Origin of the sequence: Nonomuraea ferruginea (genome assembly GCF_039540635.1) — a bacterium.
Lineage (GTDB): Bacteria > Actinomycetota > Actinomycetes > Streptosporangiales > Streptosporangiaceae > Nonomuraea > Nonomuraea ferruginea.
In genome coordinates, this window is record NZ_BAABFD010000013.1 from 167,898 (window position 1) to 187,731 (window position 19,834).

Annotated in this window: 19 protein-coding genes; 11 read left to right on the forward strand and 8 right to left on the reverse strand. The window is 72.6% G+C overall.

Annotated elements, in window-relative coordinates; genetic code table 11:
• The first annotated feature begins 39 nt into the window (after positions 1-39).
• On the forward strand, positions 40-447 hold the full coding sequence (locus ABD999_RS24780; protein ID WP_271279163.1) for a nitroreductase family deazaflavin-dependent oxidoreductase: 408 nt from the start codon (positions 40-42) through the stop codon (positions 445-447).
• A 114-nt stretch (positions 448-561) separates the two neighbouring features.
• Here the strand turns inward: ABD999_RS24780 and ABD999_RS24785 are convergent, their stop codons facing one another.
• The 3 genes from ABD999_RS24785 to ABD999_RS24795 form a co-directional block, all read right to left on the reverse strand.
• Positions 562-792 carry an exodeoxyribonuclease VII small subunit gene (locus ABD999_RS24785; protein ID WP_271279164.1) on the reverse strand — a complete coding sequence of 77 codons (231 nt, stop codon included), beginning with the start codon at positions 790-792 and terminating at the stop codon, positions 562-564.
• A 139-nt stretch (positions 793-931) separates the two neighbouring features.
• A complete protein-coding gene (locus ABD999_RS24790; RefSeq protein ID WP_271279165.1) occupies positions 932-1,468 on the reverse strand; it encodes a DUF4245 domain-containing protein in 537 nt (178 codons plus the stop codon).
• Positions 1,469-1,479: 11 nt separating this feature from the next.
• A complete protein-coding gene (locus ABD999_RS24795) occupies positions 1,480-2,091 on the reverse strand; it encodes a TetR/AcrR family transcriptional regulator (RefSeq protein ID WP_148029192.1) in 612 nt (203 codons plus the stop codon).
• A gap of 82 nt (positions 2,092-2,173) precedes the next feature.
• Between ABD999_RS24795 and glpX the strand changes: the two genes are divergently transcribed.
• The gene (glpX, locus tag ABD999_RS24800; protein WP_148029191.1) at positions 2,174-3,208 is read left to right on the forward strand and encodes a class II fructose-bisphosphatase; all 1,035 of its coding nucleotides are present in this window, start codon (positions 2,174-2,176) and stop codon (positions 3,206-3,208) included.
• On the opposite strand, the gene ABD999_RS24805 is transcribed toward glpX, so the two are convergent.
• Positions 3,209-3,853, reverse strand: a complete 645-nt coding sequence (locus ABD999_RS24805; protein ID WP_187280940.1) for a DUF1707 SHOCT-like domain-containing protein — start codon at positions 3,851-3,853, stop codon at positions 3,209-3,211.
• 97 nt (positions 3,854-3,950) lie between these two features.
• Between ABD999_RS24805 and ABD999_RS24810 the strand changes: the two genes are divergently transcribed.
• Positions 3,951-4,622, forward strand: a complete 672-nt coding sequence (locus ABD999_RS24810; RefSeq protein WP_271279166.1) for a DUF998 domain-containing protein — start codon at positions 3,951-3,953, stop codon at positions 4,620-4,622.
• A 77-nt stretch (positions 4,623-4,699) separates the two neighbouring features.
• The gene (locus tag ABD999_RS24815) at positions 4,700-5,863 is read left to right on the forward strand and encodes an MFS transporter (RefSeq protein ID WP_271279167.1); all 1,164 of its coding nucleotides are present in this window, start codon (positions 4,700-4,702) and stop codon (positions 5,861-5,863) included.
• Here the strand turns inward: ABD999_RS24815 and ABD999_RS24820 are convergent.
• Both ABD999_RS24820 and pdxR read right to left on the reverse strand, forming a co-directional pair.
• On the reverse strand, positions 5,852-6,802 hold the full coding sequence (locus tag ABD999_RS24820) for a Gfo/Idh/MocA family protein (RefSeq protein WP_271279168.1): 951 nt from the start codon (positions 6,800-6,802) through the stop codon (positions 5,852-5,854). The genes ABD999_RS24815 and ABD999_RS24820 overlap by 12 nt on opposite strands.
• A 36-nt stretch (positions 6,803-6,838) precedes the next feature.
• Complete coding sequence (gene pdxR / locus ABD999_RS24825) at positions 6,839-8,209, reverse strand: MocR-like pyridoxine biosynthesis transcription factor PdxR (RefSeq protein WP_271279169.1); 1,371 nt, start codon at positions 8,207-8,209, stop codon at positions 6,839-6,841.
• Between the two features lie 68 nt (positions 8,210-8,277).
• Here pdxR and ABD999_RS24830 point away from each other — a divergent pair, with 68 nt between their 5' ends.
• Positions 8,278-9,186, forward strand: coding sequence for a DMT family transporter (locus ABD999_RS24830; protein ID WP_219544033.1), 909 nt, complete (start codon positions 8,278-8,280; stop codon positions 9,184-9,186).
• A gap of 18 nt (positions 9,187-9,204) precedes the next feature.
• Entirely contained in the window at positions 9,205-10,860 is a 1,656-nt protein-coding gene (locus ABD999_RS24835; RefSeq protein ID WP_148029185.1) for a fumarate hydratase, read from the forward strand.
• A gap of 38 nt (positions 10,861-10,898) precedes the next feature.
• Here ABD999_RS24835 and ABD999_RS24840 read toward each other — a convergent pair whose 3' ends face one another.
• Positions 10,899-11,087, reverse strand: coding sequence for a DUF5999 family protein (locus ABD999_RS24840; RefSeq protein WP_148029184.1), 189 nt, complete (start codon positions 11,085-11,087; stop codon positions 10,899-10,901).
• Between the two features lie 449 nt (positions 11,088-11,536).
• Here ABD999_RS24840 and ABD999_RS24845 point away from each other — a divergent pair, with 449 nt between their 5' ends.
• The 3 genes from ABD999_RS24845 to ABD999_RS24855 are packed head-to-tail and all read left to right on the forward strand — an operon-like array spanning position 11,537 to position 15,890.
• Entirely contained in the window at positions 11,537-12,646 is a 1,110-nt protein-coding gene (locus ABD999_RS24845) for a serine/threonine-protein kinase (RefSeq protein ID WP_219544036.1), read from the forward strand.
• 35 nt (positions 12,647-12,681) lie between these two features.
• Positions 12,682-14,472, forward strand: coding sequence for a serine/threonine-protein kinase (locus tag ABD999_RS24850; protein WP_271275816.1), 1,791 nt, complete (start codon positions 12,682-12,684; stop codon positions 14,470-14,472).
• Positions 14,473-14,501: 29 nt separating this feature from the next.
• Entirely contained in the window at positions 14,502-15,890 is a 1,389-nt protein-coding gene (locus ABD999_RS24855) for a class II fumarate hydratase (RefSeq protein ID WP_219544038.1), read from the forward strand.
• Here ABD999_RS24855 and trpD read toward each other — a convergent pair.
• The gene (gene trpD / locus ABD999_RS24860) at positions 15,887-16,939 is read right to left on the reverse strand and encodes an anthranilate phosphoribosyltransferase (protein ID WP_271275815.1); all 1,053 of its coding nucleotides are present in this window, start codon (positions 16,937-16,939) and stop codon (positions 15,887-15,889) included. The two genes, ABD999_RS24855 and trpD, sit on opposite strands and share 4 nt — an antisense overlap.
• A 244-nt stretch (positions 16,940-17,183) precedes the next feature.
• Between trpD and ABD999_RS24865 the strand changes: the two genes are divergently transcribed.
• Both ABD999_RS24865 and ABD999_RS24870 read left to right on the forward strand, forming a co-directional pair.
• On the forward strand, positions 17,184-17,936 hold the full coding sequence (locus tag ABD999_RS24865) for a 3-hydroxybutyrate dehydrogenase (RefSeq protein WP_271275814.1): 753 nt from the start codon (positions 17,184-17,186) through the stop codon (positions 17,934-17,936).
• Between the two features lie 28 nt (positions 17,937-17,964).
• Positions 17,965-19,824, forward strand: coding sequence for a helix-turn-helix domain-containing protein (locus ABD999_RS24870; protein WP_271275813.1), 1,860 nt, complete (start codon positions 17,965-17,967; stop codon positions 19,822-19,824).
• The last annotated feature ends 10 nt before the right edge of the window (positions 19,825-19,834 follow it).

Genomic DNA, 19,834 nt, shown 5'->3' on the forward strand with positions numbered 1-19,834 from the left:
ACACAATACGGAGGGCTCTCCGCTTTGACAGGAGGAACCATGAGCGACTTCAACCAGCAGGTCATCGAGGAGTTCCGGGCGAACGGCGGAAAGGTGGGCGGCTACTTCGAGGGCGCCGACCTGCTCCTGCTGACCACCACGGGTGCCAAGTCGGGCAGGCAGGTGACCAGCCCGGTGATGTACCTGGAGGACGGCGGCCGGCTCGTCGTGATCGCCTCCAAGGCCGGGGCCGACGACAACCCGGCGTGGTTCCACAACCTCCGCGCCACCCCCGAGGTGAAGGTCGAGATCGGCACCGAAGAGTTCCAGGCCGAGGCCTCCGTCGTGGACCGCCAGGAGCGCGACCGGCTCTACGCCCGCATGGTGGAGAAGGCGCCCGGCTTCGCCGACTACGAGACCAAGACCACCCGCGTCATCCCCGTCATCACCCTCAACCGGCTCAGCTGACCACAGGCCGAAAGAAGGGTGCGGGGAGCGAACCACCCCCGTCAGACCGGCTCAGCTGACCGCGGGCCGGGAAGGGGAACACGGCGGGCCGGTCATCCCCGACGGGGCCCTTGTTCAGAAAGGCGTGTCGTCCTGGGTGCCTGGCTCGGCCCGGCGGGCCATGGCGGCGGCCAGCTTGACCCGGGCGCCCTGCAGCCATTCCTCGCAGACGGCGGCCAGCTTCTCGCCGCGATCCCAGAGCTCGATCGACTGCTCCAGCGTGAGCCCGCCGGCCTCCAGACGGCGCACCACGTCGGTCAGCTCCTCGCGCGCCTGCTCGTACGAGGGCGTCTTCTCGTCAGCCACGCTCCCCACCTTAATGCCGCGCCAAAGGGAAGGCCCCCGCCTCGGGCGGGGGCCTTCGCACGTGGTTGACAGCAGAACCGGCACCCGTCAAGGCGCGTCCTTCCACGCGGACGCTGATGCTAGCAGCGTCCGGGGCGGGTCAGGTGGCCGATTTGGGACGTTCTCGCAGCGCGGACGCGAGCTGGCCCAGCTCCGGCCAGTCGGCGGTGCCAGTCACGACCAGCGTCACGTCGGGCAGCACGCGGATCAGGGAGCGCTGTTTCTTGTCCTCGCGGAAGCGCCGCTCCCACGTCTCGCCGCCGACCTGCTGGGTGCCGACGGCCTTGTCGGAGTTGGCCATGCGGTTGGCGAACTCCGCCGCGGGCTTCTCGTCGCTCTGGATGAACATCGCGTGCTCGCGCGCGGCCGTGGCGTACCCGATGTGGAGGACCTGGGCGCCGTTCTCGCCCTCGGCGATCCGGTTGCTGTTGGAGATCCACCCCTCGGGATCCGAGGCGGGCTCCCACACCGTGTACGGGACCGTACGGGAGAAGTTGGCGACCGTGATGGAGTAGTCGCGCTTGGGGATGTGCTCCGCCTGGCCTCTCGGTGTGACCAGCAGGAACAGCCCGACCGCCGCCAGGCAGACGAGCACGGCCACGACGTAGCCGTGAAAACCTTCGGTGAACCGTCGCACAGTTAGCGAGGTTACCCGCGGGCGGGGCCGGTCGCGGACCCGGCGGGTCGGAGCCGGCCGATGATCTCCAGGACGTTCTCGGCCAGCTTCCTGTCGCCCGACTGGACGATCTCGCTGACGGCGCCGGCCAGCGCGCCGGTCAGGACGACCACCAGCGCGTTCTCGTCGTCGTCGAAGAGCGCGGCGTTGCGGCGGGCCCACGTGCGGAGCCGGTCGCGCATGACGACCTCGAAGCCGGGCGGCCCGTCGCCGCGCAGGAACAGCGCGGCCAGCTCGCGCTCGGCCAGGCAGCCGTCGAGATAGGCGCGGGCGGCGCTGACGAACACCCGCATCGGGTCGGTCTCGCCGGCCTCGCGGGCGGCGCGCGCGGCCTGCTTGGTGCGCTGCGCCTGCCGGGTCTGGAACTCCTCGAACAGCGTGAGGTAGAGGTCGGCCTTGCCGGCGAAATGGTGGTAGAGGCTGCCGACGCTGGCCTCGGCCTTGGCCACCACGTCGGTCACGCCCGCCTCGGCGAAGCCCTTGGAGACGAAGACGTCTCTGGCGGCGCGCAGCAGCGCGGAGCGCGTGGCCGCACCACGCTCGGATGTGCGGCCTGTCACAGGCGGTTGCGCTTCGCTGCTCATGGTTGGCACATTATCCTCCGCTGACCGGGGATACAGGGACAACTACCATCGGGATAGTCGTCACGAGGAGGCCTCACACATCATGTCGGATCAGACCTCGGTGCCCGAGCCGTTGGCCACGGGCGAGCATGCCCCCGATCGTAACCTCGCTCTGGAGCTCGTCCGCGTTACAGAGGCGGCGGCGATGGCCGCGGCCCGCTGGGTGGGCAGGGGTGACAAGAACGGCGCCGACGGCGCCGCGGTGAACGCCATGCGCCAGTTGATCAACACGGTGTCGATGAACGGTGTGGTGGTCATCGGCGAGGGCGAGAAGGATCATGCCCCGATGCTGTTCAACGGCGAACAGGTGGGTGACGGCAGCGGTCCAGAGTGCGACGTGGCCGTCGACCCGATCGACGGGACCCGGCTGACCGCCCTGGGCATGCCGGACGCGGTCTCGGTGATCGCGGTGAGCGAGCGCGGCTCGATGTACGACCCGTCGGCCGTGTTCTACATGGAGAAGCTGGTGACCGGCCCGGAGGCGGCCGACGTGGTCGACATCGAACGGCCGGTGGGCGACAACATCAGGGCGGTGGCCAGGGCCAAGCACTGCTCGCCCGCCGACGTCACTGTGGTCGTGCTCGACCGGCCCCGGCACGAGCAGCTCGTCAAGGAGATCAGGGAGACCGGGGCGCGGATCAAGTTCATCACCGACGGCGACGTGGCGGGCGCGATCATGGCGGCCCGCGGCGGCTCCGCCATCGACCTGATGCTGGGCATCGGCGGCACGCCGGAGGGCATCGTGGCCGCGTGCGCGCTCAAGTGCCTGGGCGGCGTCATCCAGGGCAAGCTGTGGCCGCGCGACGAGGCGGAGCGCCGCAAGGCGCTGGACGCCGGGCTCGACCTCGGCCAGGTGCTCACGACGAACGACCTGGTCAAGTCCGACGACGTGTTCTTCGCGGCGTCGGGCATCACCCAGGGCGAGCTGATGGACGGCGTACGCTACCGCGGCGGCGTGGCGATGACCCAGTCGCTGGTGATGCGCGGGCGTTCCGGCACGATCCGCAAGATCGAGAGCGAGCACCAACTGTGGAAGCTGCGCGCCTACAGCGCGATCAACTTCGACACCGCGGGCTGATCAGCGGCGGCGCCTGCGCTTGGGCTGCTTGACCGAGACGTCACCCACGAAGTTGGTGGTGCGCACCTCGACGACGGGCGCGCCCGGCTCCTCGGGGCCCTTGGTGAGCCGTGCGGTCTTGTCCTTGGTGACCCGGATGACCTCCAGCCCTTCCGGCACCTGGATCTCCAGCCCGCCGAAGACCAGGGTGGCGTTGATGACGACGCGGCTGTTCTGCAGGATCGCGTCGCGGAAGTCGAGCTTGGTGGTGCCGAACATGGCGGTGACGTCCAGCTCCGCCGGCACCACCCAGCGCCCGCCCCGCTGCTGCTGGCGGAAGAACGCGGAGACCGGCCTGCCGTCGAGGTTGAGCGGCTGCTCGTCGGCGGGCAGCAGGTCCTCGGTCAGCTTGGCCAGCTCGCCGAGCGTGCGGGCCGAGTAGAGGACGCCGAGCCGCTCCTCCAGCTCCTCCAGCGTGATCCGCCCGTCGGCGTGCGCGTCCTGCAGCACCTGGGCGATGCGCTCGCGGTCGGCGTCGGACGCGCGCAGCTCGGCGGGCTGCGGGAGCTTGTCCTTGGGTGGGCGGCGGGCCGACACCCACTCCTCGGCCAGCCGTTCACCGGCCTCCTGCAGGCGGGGGAGCCAGGATCCGGGGCGTTCGTTCACGCCTAACACGATATCCGGCGAACACGAGCTTTGCCCGATCGGAATCCCCGGCGTCCGCGAGCCGTTGGACCCGGAGAGATCGACATGGGAGGGCGCCGTGCGACGGCCGGCACGCTGGGGACTGGGCGCGGTGGGCGCCGGGGTCGTGGTCGTCCTCGGGCTCGACGTGGCCGCCCTCGGCGAGATCGACCCGCTGCGGCGCACGATCAGCGAGCACGGCCTGACCGAGCTGGGCTGGCTGTTCGGGCTCGGCGTGACGCTGCTGGCCGTGGGGTCGGCGGCCATCGGGGTGTCGCTGGCGCGGGCCAGGCTGGCGGGGGCGGTCGGCACCCTCGCGCTGCTGGCGTGGAGCGCCGGGCTGCTGGTGGCGGCCTACTTCCCCAAGCACGACTGGTCGGTGGGGCCGAGCCTGAGCGGCAGCATCCACCGGGCGGGCAGCCTGGTGGCCTTCCTGTGCCTGCCCCTGGCCGCGCTGATCATCGCCAGGCCGTGGCGGCGCGGCGTGCGGCGCCCCGCGTCGCTGGTGGCGTTCGGGCTCGGGGTGTGCTCGCTGCTGTACGTGTCGGGGCTTGGTGTGCTGGTGCTGCTCGGTGCGCAGGACGGGCTGCGGTGGTGGCAGGTCGTGCCGCTCGGCCTGGTGGAGCGCGGGCTGGCGGCCGTGGAGGTGGCGGCGGTGGCGGCGCTCGGCTTCTGGGCGGCGGGGAGGAAGCTGTCGGCGGAGCACGCCGTGGCGGGCGCGGTGGAAAGCCGGCCGAAGAACCTTGCCTGAGTGCTGGTGGAGCGGCGTTCCCAGCGATTAACCTGACCCAGCCTCACGTTTGATTTCCCCCCACTCAGGAGGCCGCCGTGCCGTCTCCGCGTGATCGCCAGGCCCGCTTCGCCACCTTCGCCGTGTACGCGGTGCAGGGCCTGTCCTTCGCCACCCTGCTCACCCAGGTCGCGCACCTCCAGGACAAACACGGGCTGAGCACCGGGGCGCTGACCGCGCTGCTGCTCATCGTGCCGGTGTTCGCGGGGGTGGGCAGCGTGGCGGCGGGCGCGTTCGCCGCCCGCCTGGGCAGCCGGCTCCTGCTGCGCCTGGCCCAGCCCGCGGTCGCGGTGGCCGTCGTGCTCGCCGGCCTGGCTCCCAGCGTGACGCTGCTCGTGCCGGTGCTGCTGCTGTTCGGCGTGGCGGTCGGCGCGGTGGACGCGGGCATGAACATGCAGGGCGTCGCGGTCGAGCGCAGGTACGGGCGGGCGGTGCTGAACGGCTTCCACTGCCTGTGGAGCGTGTTCAGCCTGGCGGGCGCGCTGTGGGTGTCGGCGGCGGGCGACGGGCTGCCGCTGGAGGCCGTCATGGCGATCCCCATGGTGCTCGCCGTCGCGGGGTCGCTCTACGCCGGCCCCCGGCTGTACGCGCCGGACGAGGAGCGGGCCGGCACCGTGGAGCGCGCCGCCGGGACCCGGTTCCCGTGGGGGCCGATCATCCCGCTCTGCCTGGCCATGGGCTTCCTGTACGTGGGCGACGCGGCGGTCTCGAACTTCAGCACGGTCTTCATGCAGGACGAGTTGTCCGCCGACGCCCGGGTGATCCCGCTGGCCTACGCCGCCTACCAGGCGACCACGCTGCTGGTGCGGCTGGCCGGGGACGTGGTGGTCAGGAGGTACGGTCCCGCAGCCGTCGTCAGGCTGGGCGGGGCGATCGCCACGCTGGGCTTCCTGGGGATCGTGTTCGCGCCCGGCCAGCCGCTGGCGATCGTGGCCTTCGGGCTGACCGGGGTGGGGCTCTCGGTGGTGGCGCCGCAGTCGTTCTCGGCCGCCGGACGGCTGGACCCGTCGGGCACCGGGGTGGCGATCGCCCGGGTCAACCTGTTCAACTACGTCGGCTTCATCGTGGGCTCGGCCCTGGTGGGCGGGCTCGCGGACGCGGCCGGCATGCGCGCAGGCTTCGCCGCGCCGCTGGTGCTGGCCGCCGCGATCGTGGTCCTGGCCAGGGGGTTCGAGCCGAAGGCGGTCACCTCACCGCGGTGAGCTCGGCCTGACCTCGGCCACCTCGACCGGCCTGCGCTCGCGCCGGGACAGCTCGGCCGCCTCCGCCACGAAGAGCGCCGCCAGCGCGTCCTCGACCGTGCACAGGCCGTCCGCGCCGCGCAGGAACCCGTCGAGCTCGGCCCGGTAGGCGTCGGCGAACCGGGCGACGAAGTCGGGCCACGGCTCACCCCCCGGCGTCAGCCCCTCGGCCGAGGTGAGCGGGGCGCGCGGGCTCAGGCCGACGGCCCTCGTACCCCTGGTGCCGGCCAGTTCCATGCGGACGTCGTACCCCGCGCCGTTGTAACGCGAGCCCTGGACGGTGGCGAGCGTGCCGTCGTCCAGGGTGAGGAGCGCGGCGCTGGTGTCGACGTCACCCGCCTCGGCGAAGAAGGCGGCCCCCCGGTTCGCCCCCGTCGCGTACACCGAGACGACCTCGCGGCCGGTCACCCAGCGCAGGATGTCGAAGTCGTGGATGTGGCAGTCGCGGTAGATGCCGCCGGACAGCGGGATGTACCCGGCGGGCGGCGGCGCGGGGTCCGCGGTGATCAGGTGCACCCGGTGCAGGTCGCCGAGGTTGCCCCGGCGCAGCGCGGCCGCCGCGGCCGCGTACCCGGCGTCGAACCGGCGCTGGAACCCGATCACCACCCGGTTGTCCCCGGCCGCCTCCAGCACCTCCAGCGTGCCCTTGACGTCGCCGGCCACCGGCTTCTCGCAGAAGGCCGGGACGCCCCGGCGGCACGCCTCCAGCAGCAGCTCGGCGTGGGTGCTCGTGGGGGTGGCGATGACCACCGCGTCGGCCTCGAAGGGGTCTCCGGGCCTGCCGTGCGGCGACGTCCGTACGGGGTCGGCCACGATCAGGTCGTCGACCAGCGGGTGCGCGGCCAGCGTCGCGGCGTGGAACGCGCCGATCCGTCCCAGCCCCAGCAAACCCACGCGCATGGCACCTCCCGTTGGGATCGGCCTTCTTTGTAACCCTCAGATCTCTATTTGTCCAGACATAAGGACTTTAAGCCCTTGTATCGTCTCCGCGGCGCGGCGCGCGGGCAACCGGGCGAACCCGGCCACCACCGCCGGCGGGCCGGCGCCGAAGCGCATCGGGCCGACCGGCTCGGCGACCAGGCCCAGCTTCCGGGCGGCCGCGGCCATCCGGTCCTCGTCCCAGCCCCGCGGCAGCTCCAGGTAGACGTGCAGGCCCGCCTCGATGCCCAGGACCCGGACCTCGGGCAGCTCGCGGGCCAGCGACTCGACCAGGGCGTCCCGGCGCCGGCGGTACTCCCTGCGCATCAGCCGCAGGTGCCTGTCGTAGCCGCCGGTGCGCAGGAAGTGGGCCAGCGCGTACTGCTCGATCACCGGGGAGCCCAGGTCCAGCTCGCCCCGGGCGCGGCGGACCGCCTCGGCCAGGCGGGCCGGGGCGACGACCCAGCCCAGCCGCAGGCCGGGCGCCAGCGCCTTGCTCACGCTGCCGGACAGGATCACCCGGTCGGGCGCGAGCCCCTGGAGGCATCCGACCGGGTCGCGGTCGAAGCGGAACTCGGCGTCGTAGTCGTCCTCCAGGATGACCCGGTCGCCGTCGCGGGCCCACTCCATGAGCGCGGCCCGCCGCGCGGGCGAGAGCACCACGCCCGTGGGGAACTGGTGCGCCGGCGTGACCAGCGCCGCGTCCGCCCGGTCCCGCAGCGCCGTCACGTCCAGCCCCTCACCGTCGACCGGGACCGGCACCGGGTCCGCGCCCGCGCGGCGCAGCAGCGGGAGCTGGCGGTGGCTGCCCGGGTCCTCCACCGCGAGCCGGAGCCGGCCGGCCCCCGCGAGGACACGCAGGATCAGGCTCAGCCCCTGGGCCACGCCGCCGACCACGACCAGGTTGTCCGGGCGCACGTCGGCGGCCCGCACCCGCCTCAGATAGCCGGCCAGCTCCTCGCGCAGCTCGGGGACGCCGCCGGGGTCGCCGTAGTCGAGCGCGTCGCCGGGCATGGTGGCGAGGACGTGGCGGATCGCGGCCAGCCAGCGTTCCCTCGGGAAGAAGCCGAGGTCGGGCGAGGTCGGGCGGTGTCCGTAGTAGGGGGCGCCCTCCTGGACCGGCGAGGGCTCGGCGCGGTGCGCGGCGGTCGCGGCGACCTGGGTGCCGGCGCCGACCCGGGAGACGAGGAACCCCTCGGCGACGAGCTGCTCGTACGCCTCGACCACGACGCCGCGGGAGACGCTCAGGTCGGCGGCGAGGTCGCGGGTGGCGGGCAGGCGGGTGCCGGGGGCGAGGCGGCCATGACGGACGGAGTCGCGCAGATGGGAGGCGATCTGCCCGGCGATCCCCCCTTTTTCCCGATTTATTGGCACATGGAGGTCGGCCACATTGGTCCTCTGTCGCAGCGCTGGATTGGACTGTTTACGCGGACCATTGTGTCCCTAGCCTGGCAGCCATGAGAAGCGGAGTCGCCGGGGCCACCGCGGCCATGTTCTGTGTGGGCACCCTGGCCGGAGTGTCCGACCTGGTCGGGGACTATCCCGTGTACGGCGGGCAGGCCGTGCGCTACCTGGTCGCGGCCGTCATCCTGGTGGCGATCACCCGGGTGATGGGGCTGCGGTTCGTCCGCCTGACGCCCCGGGAGTGGCTGCTGCTCGGCGCGCTGGCCCTGACCGGGCTCGCGCTGTTCAACGTGTTCGTGGTCGAGTCCGCCCGCGCCGCCGGGCCCGCGCTCGTCGGCACCGTCCTCGGCACCGTGCCGCTCTGGCTGGCGTTCGCCGGCGGCCGACCGGCGCCGCGCCTGCTCGCCGGGGCCACCGTGGTCGTGGCGGGCGCGACGCTCGCCACCGGGCTAGGCAGCGGCAACCTGCCCGGCCTGCTGTGGGCGCTGGGCGCGCTGGCGGGCGAGGTGTGCTTCTCCGTGCTGGCGCTGCCGCTGCTGCCGAAGCTCGGCGCGATCCGGGTGTCGACGTACTCCACGGTGCTGGCCGTGCCGATGCTGGCGGCGATCGGGGTGGTGCGCGAGGGGCCGGGCATGCTCCGGGTGCCGACCACGGCCGAGGCGCTGGGCTTCGGCTATCTGGCCGTGGTGGTGACCGTGGTGGCGTTCCTGCTCTGGTACAGCTCGCTGCCCAGGCTGGGGCCGGGCAGGGCGGGGCTGTTCGCCGGGCTCATCCCGGTCGGCGCGATCGTCACCGGGCTGGTGCTCGGCGTCGCCACGCCGTCCGCCTACGACCTGGCCGGGGCGGGGCTGGTGATCGCGGGCATCCTGGTCGGGCTGAGCGGGGCGCGCTCCCGCACCTCCGAGGCGACCCCCGCGCCACCCAAGGGACGGACGGTGACCGGCAAAGGCGTACCCTTCTAGCGGATCGAAAGGATGGACATGGCCGACTTCGACTACACCGACCTTCTCCCGCTGGGTGCCGACGACACCGAATACCGGCTGATCACATCGGAAGGGGTGCGGACGGTCGAGGCGGCGGGGCGCACGTTCCTCGAAGTGGACCCCGAGGCGCTGCGGCAGCTCACCGAGGCCGCCATCCACGACATCTCCCACTTCCTGCGCCCGTCCCACCTGGCCCAGCTCCGCAAGATCGTCGATGACCCCGAGTCCAGCGGCAACGACCGGTTCGTGGCGCTCGACCTGCTGAAGAACGCCTCCATCTCGGCCGGCGGCGTGCTCCCCATGTGCCAGGACACCGGCACCGCGATCGTCATGGGCAAGCGCGGCCGCCACGTCCTCACCGACGGCCGCGACGCCGAGGCCATCTCCCGCGGCGTGTACGACGCGTACACCAAGCTCAACCTGCGCTACTCCCAGATGACCCCGCTGACCATGTGGGACGAGAAGAACACCGGCAGCAACCTGCCCGCCCAGATCGAGCTCTACGCCGAGGACCCGCACGGCCACCCCGACGAGTACAAGCTGCTGTTCATGGCCAAGGGCGGCGGATCGGCCAACAAGTCGTTCCTCTACCAGGAGACCAAGGCCGTGCTCAACGAGAAGCGGATGATGGCCTTCCTGGAGGAGAAGATCCGCTCCCTCGGCACCGCCGCCTGCCCGCCCTACCACCTGGCCGTGGTGGTGGGCGGCACGTCCGCCGAGTACGCGCTCAAGACCGCCAAGTACGCCAGCGCCCGCTACCTCGACTCGATCCCCACCGAGGGCTCCGAGTCCGGCCACGGCTTCCGCGACCTGGAGATGGAGGCCAAGGTCTTCGAGCTGACGCAGAAGCTCGGCATCGGCGCGCAGTTCGGCGGCAAGTACTTCTGCCACGACGTGCGGGTGATCCGGCTGCCGCGCCACGGCGCCTCCTGCCCGGTGGCCATCGCCGTCTCCTGCTCGGCCGACCGGCAGGCGCTCGCCAAGATCACTCCCGAGGGCGTGTTCCTGGAGCGGCTGGAGACGGACCCGGCGCGGTTCCTGCCCGACACCACCGACGAGCACCTGTCCGGCGACGTCGTCTCGATCGACCTCAACCGGCCGATGCCGGAGATCCTGGCCGAGCTGTCGAAGTATCCGGTCAAGACCCGGCTGTCGCTCACCGGGCCGCTCGTCGTGGCCCGCGACATCGCGCACGCCAAGATCGCGGAGCTGCTCGACGGGGGCGGCGAGATGCCGCAGTACCTGAAGGACCACGCGGTCTACTACGCGGGCCCGGCCAAGACCCCGGAAGGATACGCGTCCGGCTCGTTCGGGCCGACCACCGCGGGCCGGATGGACTCGTACGTGGAGCGCTTCCAGGCCGCCGGCGGCTCGATGGTGATGCTGGCCAAGGGCAACAGGTCACGGCAGGTGACCGAGGCCTGCGGGCAGTACGGCGGCTTCTACCTGGGCTCCATCGGCGGCCCGGCCGCCCGGCTGGCGCAGGACTGCATCAAGAAGGTCGAGGTGCTGGAGTATCCGGAGCTGGGGATGGAGGCGATCTGGAAGATCGAGGTGGTCGACTTCCCGGCCTTCGTCGTGGTCGACGACAAGGGCAACGACTTCTTCACCGACACCACCGGGCCGGTGCTGTCGATCGGCCGGCGGCGCTGACCCGTGGCCGGTGCCGGGTGATACCCGGCACCGGCCGCTCAGGCGGCGAGCAGCGTGCGGTGGGGGGCGACGACCGAGCCGTCGGGGAGCAGCAGGCCGGTGTCCTCGAACAGCACCACACCGTTGCAGAGCAGGCTCCAGCCCTGGTCGGGGTGGGCCTTGAGCACGTGAGCGGCCTCACGGTTCAATGAGCCGGCGCTGGGACATTCGGGGAAGTGACTGCACATCTCGCACCTCTCAGGTGGCGCTCCTGGTTGTCCTGGTCTCAGTAGGGCAGCTTGCGCCCCGACGGCGTGCGGAGGTCCAGCGAGGTCGCGCTCGGCCTGCGGGGCCGGCGCCGAACCCGGATCTGGCGCATCTTCTTCACGTCCTCTGGTCTTCGTCGGTCGACCTTCGGGCGGATGCCTTCATTCTGACGACCGGCACCGACAGTTTCCGGCCTCCTCTGAGGATCCCTGCCCGTTGCGCCCACGATGCCCCCGCGCCCTTACCACAGCCTTACAACCTGCTGACGGTGTCGTGTGCGCGCCTTTCAGAAGGGCTGCGGACCACTCGCGGGGGAAAGCGCCATGACATGTCACTGACCCGACCAGTCAGGCGAGTTGACTTGGATTCGCAACAAATAATCGGCCCGGCCTCTACTGGTCGGTTTACACGAATAGGTAAGCTGCCAGGCATGCGTGCGCCCTCCGGTTACCTCCTCGCCGCGCGCTACCGGCTCGTGGAGCCGGTCGGACGCGGCGGCATGGGCACCGTGTGGCGGGCACATGACGAGCTGCTCAATCGTGAAGTGGCGGTCAAGGAGGTCCGCCTGCCCAAAGTCCTCGACGAGGAGTTGCGTGCCGAGTTGTGCGCGCGCACCGAGCGCGAGGGCCGGGCGACCGCTATGGTGGCGCACCCGTCCGTGATCACGGTCTTCGACGTGGTCACCGAGGACGACCGGCCGTGGATCGTCATGGAGTTGCTCCGCGCCAGGTCCCTTGAGCAGCTCATCCAGGAGCGGGGGCCGCTGGAGCCGCGCAGGGTGGCCGAGATCGGCCGCCAGATCCTCGGCGCGCTCCGCGCCGTCCACGCCAAGGGCATCCTCCACCGCGACGTGAAGCCCAGCAACGTGCTGGTGACCGAGGACCGCGCGGTGCTCACCGACTTCGGCCTGGCCGCGCTCGAAGGCGACGTCTCCATCACCCAGGCGGGCATCGTCCTCGGCTCGGCCGGCTACATCGCGCCGGAGCGCGTGCTCGGCTCCAAGGCCAGCCCCGCCGCCGACCTGTGGTCGCTCGGCGCGACCCTCTACACCGCCGTCGAGGGCCGCGGCCTCCACGGACGGCGTACGGCGGCCGCCGCGCTCGCGGCGCTGACCAGTGGCGAGCCGATCCCGATGAGCAAGGCGGGGCCGCTCGCGCCGGTCCTGGACGCGCTGCTCCGCATCGACCCCCACACCCGCCTCGACTCCGTGCGCGCCTCGCTGATGCTGACCCGCGTCGCGGGGGGCGGCTCGGCCGAGGAGCCGCTGACCCCGCGCAGGCTCCCGCGTCCCGCGATGGTGCCGAGCGCGCCCGCTTTCGCACGCCGGCCCACCCACCGCGGCCTCCACCGGGCCGACGTCACCACACCCCCGTTGAGTGTTCCCCCGCAGCGTCAGGAACGCCGGCCGGGTGAGGGTGTCCACCGCAGGCGGGTCGAATCCCGTCCAATGCCATCCACTTATGCCCGTTTCATGGCTACGGTGATAAAGTTGTTCCTTCCTCGGCGGTTCTGGCCTAGAGAACTTCGCAAGCGAGGGTAAAGCACTTCCCAAGCGAGAATCGATATCTTCTTCTCATGCCGGAACAGCAGACGCACCTGCTCGCGGAGCGCTACGAGCTCCTCGCGCCGCTCGGCCGCGGCACCATGGGCACCGTGTGGCGGGCCCGCGACCGCGCGCTCGGCCGCGAGGTCGCGGTCAAGGAGATCCGCCAGGACTCGGGGCTGACCGAGGAGCAGCGCGCCGAGCTGCGCGAACGCATGGTCCGCGAAGGGCGCCTCGCCGCCCGCATCAGCCATCCGGCGGTCGCGGCCATCCACGACGTCATCGTGCACGCCAACCGGCCGTGGATCATCATGGAGCTCGTCGAGGGCCGCTCCATGGAACAGGTGATCGACGAGGAGGGGCCGCTGCCGCCCCGGCTGGTGGCGGAGATCGGCGTCGACCTGCTGGGCGCGCTGCGCGCCGCGCACGCCCAGGGCATCACCCACCGCGACGTCAAGCCCGGCAACGTGCTGATCACCGAGACCGGGCGCGTGGTGCTCACCGACTTCGGCATCGCCAAGGCCGAGGGCGACTCCAAGCTGACCAGGACCGGCATGGTCATCGGCTCGCCCGGCTACACCGCGCCGGAACGTGCCAGAGGCGACTACACCGGCCCCGAGTCCGACCTCTGGTCGCTCGGGGCGACGCTCTACTTCGCCGTCGAGGGCCGTCCCGCGTACGAGCGGGCGACGATCGCCGAGACGCTGGCGGCGCTGCTCAGTGAGAGCGCCGACCCGCCCACCCAGGCGGGCCCGCTGCGGCCCGTGCTCGACGGTCTGCTCAACAAGGACCACCAGCGCCGGCTGAACGCCGCCCAGGCGGAGACCATGCTGCGGATGGTCGCAGACACGCCGACCAGCGAGATGCCGGTGATCACGGCCGAGTCACTCGCCGACCAGGAGCCCTCCTTGCCCCAAGCCCCCCGTCCCGGCGCCTCGCCGCAGGTCGGCCCGGTCCCTCCGGGCGCCGGCCCCGTTCCCGCCGGTTTCCCCGGCCCGGCGGGCGGGCCCAGCCACTTCGGCCCCGGTCCCGCTCCTGGCGACCGCCCGTACCCCCAGGCTCCGGCCGCGCAGACACCCCCCTCCCCCGGTGCGGGCCCCCCCCGCCCCGCCGGAGCGAACCCCTACGCCGGCACCGACCCGCACGGCCGCCCAGGACCGAGCAGGTCCGACCCCCACGGCACAGGACCCAGCGGTTCCGACCCGTACGGCACGGGACCGAGCGGTTCCGACCCGTACGGCACAGGACCGAGCGGTCCTGACCCGTACGGCGCGGGATCGGGTGGTTCCGACCCGTACGGCGCGGGATCGGGTGGGGGGAACCCGTACGGCGCCGGACGTGACGCGTTCAGCCGCCCGCCCGCGCAGGAGCGTCCGCAGGACTCGGAGCGCACCGTGAGCATGATGCGCCCGAAGACCCCGCTCCCCCAGACGCCGAGCCCGCAGGGCCCGCCCCCGCAGCGCGGGCCGCACTCCGACGAGGGCGCCTTCACCACGACCCGTCTCCCCCGCCCCCAGCCGAACTCCCCCGGCCTCCAGGTCTACCCGCCCGCCCCGCAGCAGCAGCCGCCCGGCCAGGGCCCGCAGCAGATGCCGCACCCGTCGGGCCCTCAGCAGATGCCGCCGCGTCGGCAGCAGCAGCAGTTCCCGCCGGCCCTGCCGCCGGAGCCGGACGACGCGCCCGGTCTCGGCACCGACCTGTTCTCGATCGTCGGCCCCGAGCAACGCCCCAGCAACCGCACCGGCATGCTGGTGCTCATGGGGGTGGCCGCCGCGGCCGCCGTGGTGATCGCCATCCTCGTCGTGGCACTGCTGACGAACTGATCCGCCCGCTGTGGGTAAGACTGGGAGGCATGACCGAGTATCGCGTTGAACACGACTCGATGGGCGAGGTGCACGTCCCCGTCAGCGCCAAGTGGCGCGCGCAGACCCAGCGGGCGGTGGAGAACTTCCCCGTTTCCGGCCGTGCCCTGGAGCCGTCCCACATCGCCGCCCTCGGCCTGATCAAGGCGGTGGCCGCCGAGGTCAACGGCGAGCTCGGGGTGATCGACAAGGATCTGGCCGAGGCGATCGCCCAGGCGGCCGCCGACGTGGCGGAGAACGAGCATGACGCCCACTTCCCCGTCGACGTCTTCCAGACCGGCTCCGGCACCTCCTCCAACATGAACGTCAACGAGGTCGTCGCGACGCTGGCCGAGGAGCGGCTGGGCCGTCCGGTCCACCCGAACGACCACGTCAACGCCTCGCAGTCGTCCAACGACGTGTTCCCGACGTCGATCCGCGTGGCGGCGGCGACGGAGGTCTCGTTCCACCTGCTGCCCTCGCTGGAGCATCTGGCGGTCGCGCTGCGGACCAAGGAGCTGCAGTTCGGCGACGTGGTGAAGGCCGGGCGGACCCACCTGATGGACGCCACGCCGGTGACGCTGGGCCAGGAGTTCGGCGGCTACGCCACCCAGATCGAGCACGGCGTGGTCCGGGTGCGGCGGGCTCTCGGCCACGTGCTGGAGCTCCCGCTGGGCGGCACCGCGGTCGGCACCGGCATCAACACCCCGCCGGGCTTCGCCGAGAAGGCGATCGCCAAGCTCCGCGAGGCCACGGGCATCGACTTCCGCGAGGCGGCCGACCGCTTCGAGGCCCAGAGCACGCAGGACTCCATCGTGGAGCTGTCGGGCCAGCTCAAGGTCGTGGCCGTCTCGCTCAACAAGATCGCCAACGACCTGCGGTGGATGGGCTCCGGCCCCCGCGCGGGCCTCGGCGAGATCAACCTGCCCGACCTGCAGCCGGGCTCGTCCATCATGCCGGGCAAGGTCAACCCCGTCATCCCCGAGGCCACGGCCATGGTCGCCGCCCAGGTCATCGGCAACGACGCCGCCATCACCTTCGCGGGCGCCTCCGGCTCCTTCGAGCTGAACGTCCAGCTCCCGGTCATCGCCCGCAACATCCTGGAGTCCGTGCGCCTGCTGGCCGGCATCTCCCGCCTGCTGGCCGACCGCTGCGTGGCCGGCATCACGGCCAACGTCGACCGCATGCGCGAGTACGCCGAGTCCTCCCCGTCGATCGTCACCCCGCTCAACCGGTACGTCGGTTACGAGGAAGCCGCCAAGATCGCCAAGCAGGCCCTCGCGGAGCGCAGGACGATCCGCGAGGTGGTCATCGAGCGCGGTCACGTCGCTGACGGCACCCTGACGGAAGCCCAGCTGGACGCCGCCCTCGACGTGCTGTCGATGACCCGCCCGTCCTAACGGGCGGTCTGCCGCTGGGTGGCGGCGGCCCACCGTTCGAGGAGGTCGGTGGCGGCTCCGCTGTCGACCGCCGTCCTGGCTCGCTCGTGAGCCTTCTCCAGCGCGGGCGTGAGGTCGTCGGCGCCCGGCGCGCCCTCGGCGGCGACCAGGGCGGCGGCGGCGTTCAGCAGCACGATGTCGCGGACGGGCCCGCGCACGCCCGACAGCGTGTCGCGGGCCACCTCGGCGTTGCGGGCCGGCGGGCCGCCGCGCAGGTCGCCGGGATCGCAGCGCGGGATGCCGAGGTCGGCGGGGTCGAAGCGGGTGCGGCTGACGGTGCCCTTGCGCACCACGTAGATGGTGGAGGGGCCGGAGGTGGTGAGCTCGTCCAGGCCGTCGTCGCCGCGGAAGACCAGGCTGGAGGCGCCGCGCTCGGCCAGCACGCCAGCGATGGTCTCGGCCATCGTGGGGTGGTAGACGCCGATGGCGGAGGCGGTGGGCAGGGCCGGGTTGGTGAGCGGGGCGAGGAAGTTGAAGACCGTGGGCACCCCCAGCTCGCGGCGCGGGCGTGAGGCGTGCTTGAGCGCGGGATGGAAGACGGGGGCGAAGCAGAACGTGATGCCCACCTCCTCCGCCACCTCCACGACGGCGGCCGGCGGCAGGTCGACGACGACGCCCAGCTCCTCCAGGACGTCGGCGGCGCCGGTGCTGGAGGAGGCGGCCCGGCCGCCGTGCTTGACCACCATGGCCCCCGCGGCGGCGGCGACGACGGCGGCCATGGTGGAGACGTTGACCGTGTTGGCCCGGTCGCCGCCCGTGCCGACCAGGTCTACGGTCTCACCGGGGATCCTGATCGCGGACGTCCCGGCGAGCAGGCCGTCGGCCAGGCCGGAGAGCTCCGCGACGCTCTCGCCCTTGGCGCGCAGCGCGACGGCGAAGGCGGCGATCTGGGCGTCCGTGGCCCCGCCCGACATGATCTCCGACATGGCCCAGGAGGTCTGGGCCGAGCTGAGCGGCTCACCGTCGAGGAGCGTGGTGAGCAGTGCGGGCCAGGTGGTGGTGCCGGTCATGGATGACGCCCTTTCTCGTCTCGAATGCTCGACGGGGGGCGCCCCTTGCCGGGTGGCCGCCTCGTCGAGGCGGCCGGGGTGCGTACGCGCGCTGCAGGACCGCCTAGAGGGCGGGCCACCACAGCATCGGGTACGCGGTCATGAGCGCAAGAGTATCAGGAGAGCGCCCACACATAGGGCTGCACCGATCTATGTCGTGAGCACCCATGCCGTGGCCCGAGGGGCGACGCTTAGGGTCGGATCCATGGCGAAGGAGCTGACTGGGCGGACTGCGCTGGTGACGGGAGCCGGGAGCGGGATCGGCGCGGCGTGCGCCAGGCGGCTGGCCGTCGACGGGGCGCGGGTGCTGGTCGTGGACCGGCTGGCCGAGCCGGCCGCCGAGGTCGCCGCGGAGGTCGGCGGCGTGGCGGTGGTGGCCGACCTGACGGACCCGGGGTTCGTCGCCGCGCTGCCGGACGAGCCGGTCGACATCGTGGTGAACAACGCCGGCTTCCAGCACGTGGCCGCGATCGAGGAGTTCCCGCCCGAGGTGTTCTCGGCGATACTCAAGGTGATGGTCGAGGCGCCGTTCCTGATCGCGCGGCGGGTGCTGCCGGGCATGTACGAGAGAGGGTGGGGACGTTTCGTCAACATCTCCTCGGTGCACGGATTGCGCGCTTCACCGTACAAGTCGGCTTACACGACGGCGAAGCACGCGCTGGAGGGGTTCTCCAAGACGCTGGCGCTCGAAGGGGCGCCGCACGGCGTGACCTCCACCTGCATCTGCCCCGCGTACGTGCGCACCCCGCTGGTCGAGGGCCAGATCGCCGGCCAGGCCAGGGTCCACGGCGTCGGCCCCGACCAGGTCGTGGAGGAGATCATGCTGCGGCCCGCCGCGATCAAGCGGCTGATCGAGCCCGAGGAGGTGGCCGAGCTGGCCGCCTACCTCTGCGGGCCGGCCGGTTCGTTCATCACCGGGGTGTCCCTGCCGGTCGACGGCGGCTGGACGGCGCGGTAGTGCCCTCACGACGGCCGGGGCGGCGGCGATGACCAAGCGTTTCCTGGAGCTCCTCGCCAGGGAGGCGTCGGCGGTCGAGTTCGAGGGGCCGGTGATCGAGGCCAGGGCCGCGGGCGCCGATCCGGCCGCCGTCGAGGAGCTGGAGAGGGCCAAGGTCGAGGCGCTCAAGGTGCGGGCGCTGCTGCGGCGCAGGGCCAGGCGCGAGGCCGAGCTGTCGGCGCTGTACGACACGGCGGGCGACCTGTCGGCGCTGCGCGACCTGGACGCGGTGCTGGAGGCGATCGTGCACCGCGCCAGGCAGCTCCTGGCGACCGACACCGCCTACCTGACACTGCACGACCCGGCCCGCGGCGACACCTACATGCGGGTCACCGACGGCTCGATCTCGGCCAAGTTCCGATCGCTGCGGCTGGCCATGGGGTCGGGGCTGGGCGGGCTGGTGGCGCAGACCGCGGTCCCGTACGCGACCGCCGACTACTTCGCCGACGCCCGTTTCCGCCACAAGCACGACATCGACGAGGCCGTCACCGAGGAGGGCCTGGTCGCGATCCTGGGGGTGCCGCTGCGGCTGGGCCAGCGGGTGATCGGCGTGCTGTTCGCGGCCAACCGCAGCGCCCGGCCGTTCCACCAGGAGGAGGTCTCGCTGCTGGGCAGCCTGGCGGCGCACGCCGCGGTGGCGATCGACAACGCCCGGCTGCTGCAGGAGACCAGGAACGCGCTGGAGGAGCTGTCGCAGGCGCACCGCGTCGCCAGGGAGCACGCCGAGGCGGTGGAGCGGGCGGCGACGGCGCACGACCGGATGACCTCGCTGGTGCTGCGCGGCGGCGGCATCGAGGACGTGGCCGCCGTGGTGACGGACGTGCTCGGCGGCGAGCTGGCCGTGCTGGACGACCTGGGCAGGCCGCTCGCGGGCGACGCGGCCGGGCTCGACACCGGCGTGTTCGAGGCGGCCCAGGCCTCGCGCGCGCTCGGCCGTACCGTGCGCAGGGGCGACCTGCGCATCGCGTCGGTGGACGTCGGCGGCGCGCCGCTCTGCACGCTGGTGCTGCGCAGCGACGACGCCGACGAGCGCATCCTGGAGCGGGCCGCGCTGGTGTGCGCGCTGCTGCTGCTGTTCCGCAGGAGCGTGGCGGAGGCCGAGGGGCGCGTACGGGGCGAGCTGCTGGACGACCTGATCTCCCGGCCCGGCTCGCCCGGCCTGCGCGACCGCGCCCTGCGGCTGGGCGTCGACCTGTCGGCGCCGCACGTCGTGGTCGTGGCCCGGCACGACGGGCAGCGTGAGCGGGCCGCGTTCTGGGCGTCGGCGGAGGCGGCGCTCCGGCACGGGCTGGCCGCGGGGCGCGGCGACGAGGTGGTGCTGCTGCTGCCCGGCACGGACGCGGGCCCGCTCGCCCGGCGCGTGGCCGCGGAGCTGAGCGTCTCGCTGCACGCCCCCGCGACGGCCGGCGCGGCCCGGGCCGGAGACGTCGCGGGCGCCTACCGCGAGGCGCGGCGCTGCGCGGACGCGCTGGTCGCGCTCGGCCGGGCGGGCGACGGCGCGAGCACCGCCGAGCTGGGGTTCGTCGGGCTGCTCATCGGCGAGGGCCGCGACGTGCCCGGCTTCGTCACGTCCGCGCTCGGCCCGGTGATCGAGTACGACACGCGCCGCGGCACCGCGCTGGCCGCCACGCTCGCGGCGTACTTCGCCGCCGGAGGCTCCCCCTCGCGCACGGCCGAGACCATGCACATCCACGTGAACACCGTCACCCAGCGGCTGGACCGCATCGGCAAGCTGCTCGGCGACGGCTGGCAGGAGCCGGACCGGGCGCTGGAGATCCAGCTCGCCCTCCGCCTGCACCGGCTCGGCCACACAGGCACCGGCGACAGTGTGGGTTCTCAGCCCATATGAGTGACGCCGG